This is a genomic window from Rahnella victoriana, assembly GCF_004330295.1.
In the GTDB taxonomy this organism is placed as follows: domain Bacteria; phylum Pseudomonadota; class Gammaproteobacteria; order Enterobacterales; family Enterobacteriaceae; genus Rahnella; species Rahnella victoriana.
In genome coordinates this window covers 180,413-187,419 of record NZ_SJOJ01000007.1, presented here as the reverse complement: position 1 = coordinate 187,419, position 7,007 = coordinate 180,413, and the positions used below count along the sequence as shown (strand labels likewise).

The following is a 7,007-nucleotide window of genomic DNA, read 5'->3' as shown; positions in this document are numbered from 1 at the left end:
ACACCGGTTAAGATTGTAAATTCTTTAACGTTTGAGTACTTTCTGCCAAAGTGACAATTTTGTGTGGTCGAAATTATACGCATCTTTGGGTTAGCAACAGCGTACATGCGATACTCATTATTTTCCGGCATGGCGGCTATTTCCACATAGTCTCCTACCTGCATATTCGAATGGCGTAACCATCCTGAGAAGACTTTGCTATCTACTTTTCCTGTGACGTAAATACATTGACTTTCTTTTCTCTTGCCATCATTAAACCGTGCGTGAGGCGCATCCCCGGCAAAAAATTGTAACAGTAATAGAAATGAAGCTCCTTCGTTATCTCGTTTAATTTTCTCCTCTGCACGGGCTTTCTCGGTACTGTATTCACTGAAATCAAAGTAACCAATGACCTTTTTGACTGAGAGCTCTTCGACTATGCCACTGATTTTAATCAATGGCTTTGTTGGGGGGAGTTCAGGTAAGGGAGGGAAGCTATTCTTCTCCGCTTCTACTTGCCGGAGGTATTCTTTTGCTCTGATAAGGCATCCTCTGACATCATCGATATAATCGTTTTTCCATGTTTCATGAACTGGTTCGGCCTTTCCGGAAGGATAATGTGTGCGGTCATACTCATTGATTTGATCCTGGCAAGATTTAACATAGATCACTAAACTTTCACGGCAACCACTTAATCTGGCCGGGTCTTTATATTCACTGCGTAAGCAGCTTGTATAATTGATGAGTTCTTTCTCAGTTTCATTTTCCATAATTTAATCCTTTTAATACTTCAGCCGATAATGATCAGCAATATCCTGTTGGCGTTTTATTTTATCTTGCTCTGATTTTTTAAGTTCTTCTTCAGAAAGTGGTAGATTAAATACTATTTGCATTGCAGTATGTAACATTTTTTCCTGTTTCTGTACTAACGCAGATATGTCTTTTGCTGATAAATACATCGTATTATGATTTTTTGATTTTATTCCGAACAAGGTTTGTTCACACCAGTCCTGAATTTCATTATCAGCCAGCATTTCATATAACATCTGAGCGAAAACTATAGCAACCATCACCTGCCAGGTTGAGAGATATCCAATTAATCTTGTTACTCCTAATCCTATTCCTTCAGTAGCTGTCGATAAAAGTGTGAACTTAAGTCCTTCTTTGCCCATCGCAGCCAGTACTTTGTTCTTACTGAGTAAAATGTCATTCATCGTACTGAGAGCAAATGCTGTATCTGAAGAAAGTTTTGCAAATGAAAGAACGACTGACCATGAAACCCAACCTTCCTTTCGGCCTTTTTCAAACATATCGCAACTATCCATAATAACCGTGAGTTCGGCAGCAACGCTCCCCAGTGAGGCGGCTCTCATTTTCCAGGTATTTGCCTTAATCTCGACTTCAATAACGTTTCTGTAAGCTTCTTCAATCATGCCTGCAAGTGAACTGCCTACAAATAACAAAGGGATGCTCAGTGCCGTTATATCTTTAACAGATCCCTTACTGCTTTCTGCCAGGCTTAATGCCAGTACCGAATACATTATTATGCCCAAGGATTTAACCCGAAATATCTTTATTGACTCTCTTCCTTCGAGGGTATTAGTCAGGTTATTGTATTTATCTTTAAATCTGTCTAGTGCTTTTAAATTTCTTTCTGAATTATTATTTTTGTTATCACGAACCTTCTGTATATTATCCCTCGCTTCAGCCGTAAAAATACTGTCCCCCGCAGGATGGGCGATTGCGTCATTCATCATTTTGGCTAGCTGGTCTTTCGCAACGCCGGAATCTAAAAGAAATAATGCCCTGAGCGCTTTTCCCTGAAAGGTATCCACCACGGTGCCGGCCAGTACCTGATTGGTCATGGTGGTGAGAGCGCGGTCACCAAACCCCATAATCCTTTGTGTCAGGGATTGCGCCTGACCGGATGACATCATGGCGGCTAAGGCTCTGTCCACCGCATCAGCATAGACCGATAAATTATTCAGGATAAACTGTGTATCTGCTTTTATTTGCTCGCCCGCAGTGGGCGCTGTCTGACTTTTTATCTGCGCCAGTAACGGATTGACGGAGGTCATGACCGCCGGGCTATTGAAGAACTGATAGCGCCAGAGCAGATTCTTATTGTCCTGTGTTGAATAGCTGCCGGTCCACGTATTAATCTGTGCCTTTCCCGTCTCGCTCAGATTTATCGACGCCAGCGCGTAACCGACCATTTCCCGGTAATTAAGGTTGTCCTGAGTCAGGTCGGAGTTGAAATCGTCAATGCAGGCAATAAACAAAGGATGTTGCAGCCAGAGCAGGCGCAGCCCGATAAGGATGCCTATTTTTTCCTCTACGGTACGGGTCAGTTCCCCGTAAGCGGTTTCAAAATCCGTGATCCAGCTCTGGTTAAACTTATCCGCATATTTCTTCCAGGCTTTTTCCGCCGCATCGAGTCTCCATTTCGCCCGGTTCTTGGCGTATATTTTTTCCAGTTCTTCATACGAAGGCGTCGTCCCCTTCAGGTCGAATCCTGCCCCGTTGAGCACCGTTTCAATACTGTGCCGGGAGGCTTTCTCCGGGGAGGTCTGGTCAAACAGTTGTTCTTCAGCCTGTCTGACGACCCGCTCCAGCCCTTTGATATCGTAATAGGTCGCAAACTCAACGCCCAGCTCATCGCGGTAGCGTTTATGCATCAGCGTCATGTCATCACACCAGCCGGTCAGCTCATGCGCGATGCCAATCGGGTCATTGACTGCCATGATAAGCGGTTTTACCGGCGTGCCGTCGGGTAAGGTTCCGCGCGATGCTAAAGCGGTCAGTGTGGCACTTTCTTTTCCGGCACGTTCCGTGCTCCAGGGATAAAGTGTGGTGCGCGGACGAACAGCATCGGCCGCAAAAGTGTAAGACGGCGAGGTGCCGGATATGGCGCTGATACGGGAAATATCGGTGGAAAAAGGTAACTTCCCGGCGGGACAGGTATGCCCCGGCGGCTGATAATCAAGCACGGTTTGCAGGGTCGCCTGCGTGGCCTGTGCAATGCCTTTTTCCTCTTCGGGAGCGGTCCATTGCCAGGATTCTACCTGCTGCATACGCGCCTTTCGTTTACCGGCATCTGCGGCATAAATGTCGAGCAGGGCCGGGTTCCATTTAGCTGGTGTATAGGCCAGCCAGAGCGTGCTGGTCAGAGCCAGCTTATCCAGCACAATGAATTCAATATTGGCGGATTTATGGAAACCCCTTTCGCAGTCCGAAGTGTATTTGGGCTGTGCGGAGAGGGCGTCATTCTGCTTCCATAGTCCGCCATCTGGCGTGATGCTCCAGGTTTCCCAATGTGCATCGGCTTCGTACCAGACGTATAAAAAACCGGCGCGCATGGCGCGTAAACCGTAGTCGTAGCCAGAGATTTTAGGGAACTCGATTTCAGGTTTAGCCCATCCCGGCAGTGTAGGTGAAAGTGAGTCCGGTATCGGGGCATAACGCACCGGCAGGATGGCCGGGCCGCAGGGCTGACAGCGGGGACAAATTACGACTGCAGGCTGACTCATGGCAACAGCTCCTTGTTTTTGTGCGTGGCGGCAGTTAAGTGCTGACATTCATCGGCCAGCCGCTGCCAGTCCTGTGATGTGAGTGCGCATATGCGCTGGCGATAGCGAATATCGGCTGGCTGAGTCTCTGTGGATAGCAGATATTGAAACTCAGGGCTCAGATCGATGTGTGCGTGATAGCGCAGTGCATGAAAAGCAAACAACACGTGTTCATCAACGGTGGTAATGACGGGTGAATGGGCAATGCGTTGCAACGCGAGTTCTGCAATGCTTCGTAATGCAGTCTCGCTCATGCGTGAATCGTGCTTTGTCTGCTCGCGATATTGCTTTAGGGCCTGATTGACGATGCCCACGCGCTCCAGCATTACGTTGTCATTTTCCTGCAAGGCCAGTGAGAAGGTCAGTAAGGGTTGCGCAGGCGGAGTGTGTTGGTGTGAAACAAGCTGGCCGTCGCCGTCCGGGAAATACCATCCTGACAGGATGCCCAGCATGCGTTGTTGCTGGAAAAGACTCAGGTGGGGCCATAAGGTGTTGTGCACTGCCGGATCAAAGTAACGCAGCAAAATATTACCGCCTTCCTTCAGCTTTTGTATGGCAGTGCTCCCAAGCTGACGTGCAACAACGCGGGCAGGCTGCATGCTGGTCAGCCATCCGCACAGGGTGCGCCCGCAACCGGCCCTGAGTTTCGCCGGATCGGTTTCCTGCAGCGACATGATGATACTTTCCTGCAGCAATGCCTGATCCTCTGGCCGTGCAAGGTCGAGGGTGATCAGCCACGGATAATAAGAGTGTGGTATTGAGGCATGCAGTAATGCGACAGGTTCCGGGCGACGTTCCGTCAGGGTGACAAGCCAGGATGACGTGATATTAAGTTCCAGTTTTGCCGGGTCGACCAGCATAAATACGTTCTCTCCGCTTTGGAGAAAATGCTTGTTAAGTTGGTCAAGGATAGCCGCCGACTGTTGTTGTATCGCTGTGTGAGAGTAATCAAACAGCACCTGTTCCGTGTCATATTCCAGAGTCGTCATTTCATTCATCCTTTAACTCAGGCTTACCGTTGGTCCCTGACCTGCCGCCGCTTCGTCTATCATAGAAGCGCAGTGTTCCGGTAATTTCAGCGACGCATTCTGGCTGTCTGGCCCGACTTTTTGCAGAGTGGCACTTTTTACTGACACGCTGCCCGGCCCCCCGATTTCCACGTTACCGTCTTTGATGCGAATGAAACCGCCGCCGCATTCGAGCAGCAGTTCGGTTTTGGCTGAAACAGTCACTTTGCTGTCGCTGCTGGCGATCGTCATGTCTTTCTTCGAGAACATATCGAGTGCATCACTTTGCGCCTGGATCTGTATCCTGCCGGCGGCAGCAAACATTTTGATGCCCATGGCTTTGGCGAAAAGACTGAGAATTTCCCCTGAGGCGATACGCAGTTTTTGCGCGATGCTGATATCGGCATTCTGTCCTGTAGTGACAATCAGGTTTTCACCTGCGGACAGTTGCAGGCTGGCTGGCGTAACGTGCGCTATCCCCGCCGGAGCCGAGAGAAGCAGGGCACGCTGCTGTAATTGCTTAAGCGTGTCATTCATCAGGCTTGCTTGTTTTTCAATATCGGCCAGTTCTGCTTTGGCCAGTTCTGCTGCAGTGTGAAGGCTGATGGCTTCCCGATGAGCGGCTTGTAGCTCATCAAGCGCTTCATGCATGTCGAGAACTTTTCCCTGCGCCTCCAGCTGACCGTCGGCACTGATAAAAATACCTTTGGCGGCACGGATCGCACCCCAGTGGTCTGTTCGCAGTTCAAACCCCTCACCACGCTGTTCTTTCTTGTTATCAACCAGATGTCCGATGCTGACCTGGCTTTTACCGTATTCGGTGGCGACTTTGACATGTTCTTTCCCACGTTCGTCGTCGAGCCTGAGTTTGTTGTTTGCCGGTGTGCGAAGGACGTTTCGTTTATAGTTCTCAATAGTCACATGGTCGGGATGGCGGGAATCGTGAAGGGCGTGAGCAATATACGGTTTATCCGGATGTCCGCCGTCGAACGCTACCGCAACTTCCGTTCCTGCAAGCAAAACCAGATGTAACCCGTAAGTGTCCCCGGCGTAGGCGCGGGCCAGACGTAACCACGGACTTTCATAGCCATCTTTCCAGGTATCAAGATCGAAGTTGAAATTCAGGCGATAGCGGCCATCTTTGTCGATATGGCTGTAGATGTCGTTCGGGCTGTTACTGGTGATACGTGCAGGCACCGTACCAATTATTTTCGGGCGAGCCCGCAACGCAGGACGAAATCCGACGGTTTCACTGTATGGAATGCCGGTGAAGGTCACCTGATAGGCAGTGCTTCGTGAACCGCGTGCAACGGTTCCGGTGATCAGAATGCCTTTCCCGTAAGCCTTCGGAATGATGCCGTCGATTTCTAACATCTGCCCCGGTGCCAGCCGGGTAGCGTTGGTTTTACCCCATAACTGATGCTGATCGTTCAGATCACGTTCATGGCGCAGCAAGGCATAAAACCCGGCGCTGTCCGGTTCAGGTTTCTGAGCACCGCCAGCTTTCAGAAAACCTTCGGCATAATGATAAATATTCCCTGTTGTCGTTTTGTCCTCCGATACCACACTGTTTTCCATTGTGAGTGTGTTTCCTGCATCGCGGTAGTTGTAGTCCTTTACCTTGACGGCACTTTCTACTACCTGATGTAGGGCAGATAAAGACCAGACGGACTCTGCGGCGTTATCGTTCATCCCCGAGACATCTTTCACCGGCAGTTTGACGTCGAACTGGTAGTACTGCTGGGCATCACCAAAAATCACCACTTCTTCCTTGAGGCGGTTGTCCATTTCGAAAGTAAACCAGATCCCTACTTCGGAAAGCAGGCGGCGGATAAAGTCGAAATCAGACAGTTGCCACTGGGTGACTAACTCACGACGCGGATAGCTCTGGTTCAGACGAAACTCAAACTGCCAGCCCTGATAACGGTGATTATCACGGAGGATTTTCTCAACAACTTCCGGAACCGACATGTTCTGATAAATGGCGCAACGGTGTGTGTGGTCGAGCAGGACAAAATGTGGCTCAAGGGTCAGGCGGTAGTGCGCTTCATCTCGGGATTCTGACAAGCGCGCAAACTGAGTGATGACGCCGTGAACCCTACGCTGCACCTGCGGGGGGGTTAAAATATTGAATGCTGTCGCCGGTAAGGATTGCATGATGAACGAGGCGTCCTGCATCAGAATAGTCTGCGGATCAATGTCCTGAACCACGCTGGTGACATCGACGACATAACGGTAAGCGCGGCTCAAATGTTCACTGGCAACAAAAGACTCAACATCAAGCGGAGCAATACTGTTATGGACGGCGAGCTGATAGCGGTTCAGGGAATTGACGATGTTCAAAGGTGTTGAAGAAGCAGTATCCATACCTGAATTCCTTGAGTGTGATAAACGTTTCAGTGAGATGTAGACACGCTACCGCCCGTAGCCGTAAACCCAGGCCCATGAGGTC

At 49.6% G+C, this 7,007-nt stretch carries 4 protein-coding genes; all 4 read right to left on the bottom strand.

Going from position 1 to position 7,007, the window contains the following annotated elements:
• A partial coding sequence (locus EYY67_RS08340; RefSeq protein WP_131693299.1) for a putative type VI secretion system effector occupies positions 1-749 on the bottom strand: 749 nt, incomplete at its 3' end.
• 12 nt (positions 750-761) lie between these two features.
• The gene (locus EYY67_RS08335) at positions 762-3,509 is read right to left on the bottom strand and encodes a T6SS effector BTH_I2691 family protein (protein WP_131693298.1); all 2,748 of its coding nucleotides are present in this window, start codon (positions 3,507-3,509) and stop codon (positions 762-764) included.
• Complete coding sequence (locus EYY67_RS08330) at positions 3,506-4,537, bottom strand: DUF4123 domain-containing protein (RefSeq protein WP_165497956.1); 1,032 nt, start codon at positions 4,535-4,537, stop codon at positions 3,506-3,508. Before EYY67_RS08330 ends, EYY67_RS08335 begins: the two co-directional genes overlap by 4 nt.
• 12 nt (positions 4,538-4,549) lie before the next feature.
• Complete coding sequence (locus EYY67_RS08325; protein WP_131693296.1) at positions 4,550-6,922, bottom strand: type VI secretion system Vgr family protein; 2,373 nt, start codon at positions 6,920-6,922, stop codon at positions 4,550-4,552.
• Positions 6,923-7,007: the final 85 nt, after the last annotated feature.

Excerpts from the sequence above, each read along its gene's own strand:
- EYY67_RS08335 (WP_131693298.1), bottom strand. The coding sequence starts at position 3,509 with ATGAGTCAGCCTGCAGTCGTAATTTGTCCCCGCTGTCAGCCCTGCGGC.
- EYY67_RS08330 (WP_165497956.1), bottom strand. The coding sequence starts at position 4,537 with ATGACGACTCTGGAATATGACACGGAACAGGTGCTGTTTGATTACTCT.
- EYY67_RS08325 (WP_131693296.1), bottom strand. The coding sequence starts at position 6,922 with ATGGATACTGCTTCTTCAACACCTTTGAACATCGTCAATTCCCTGAAC.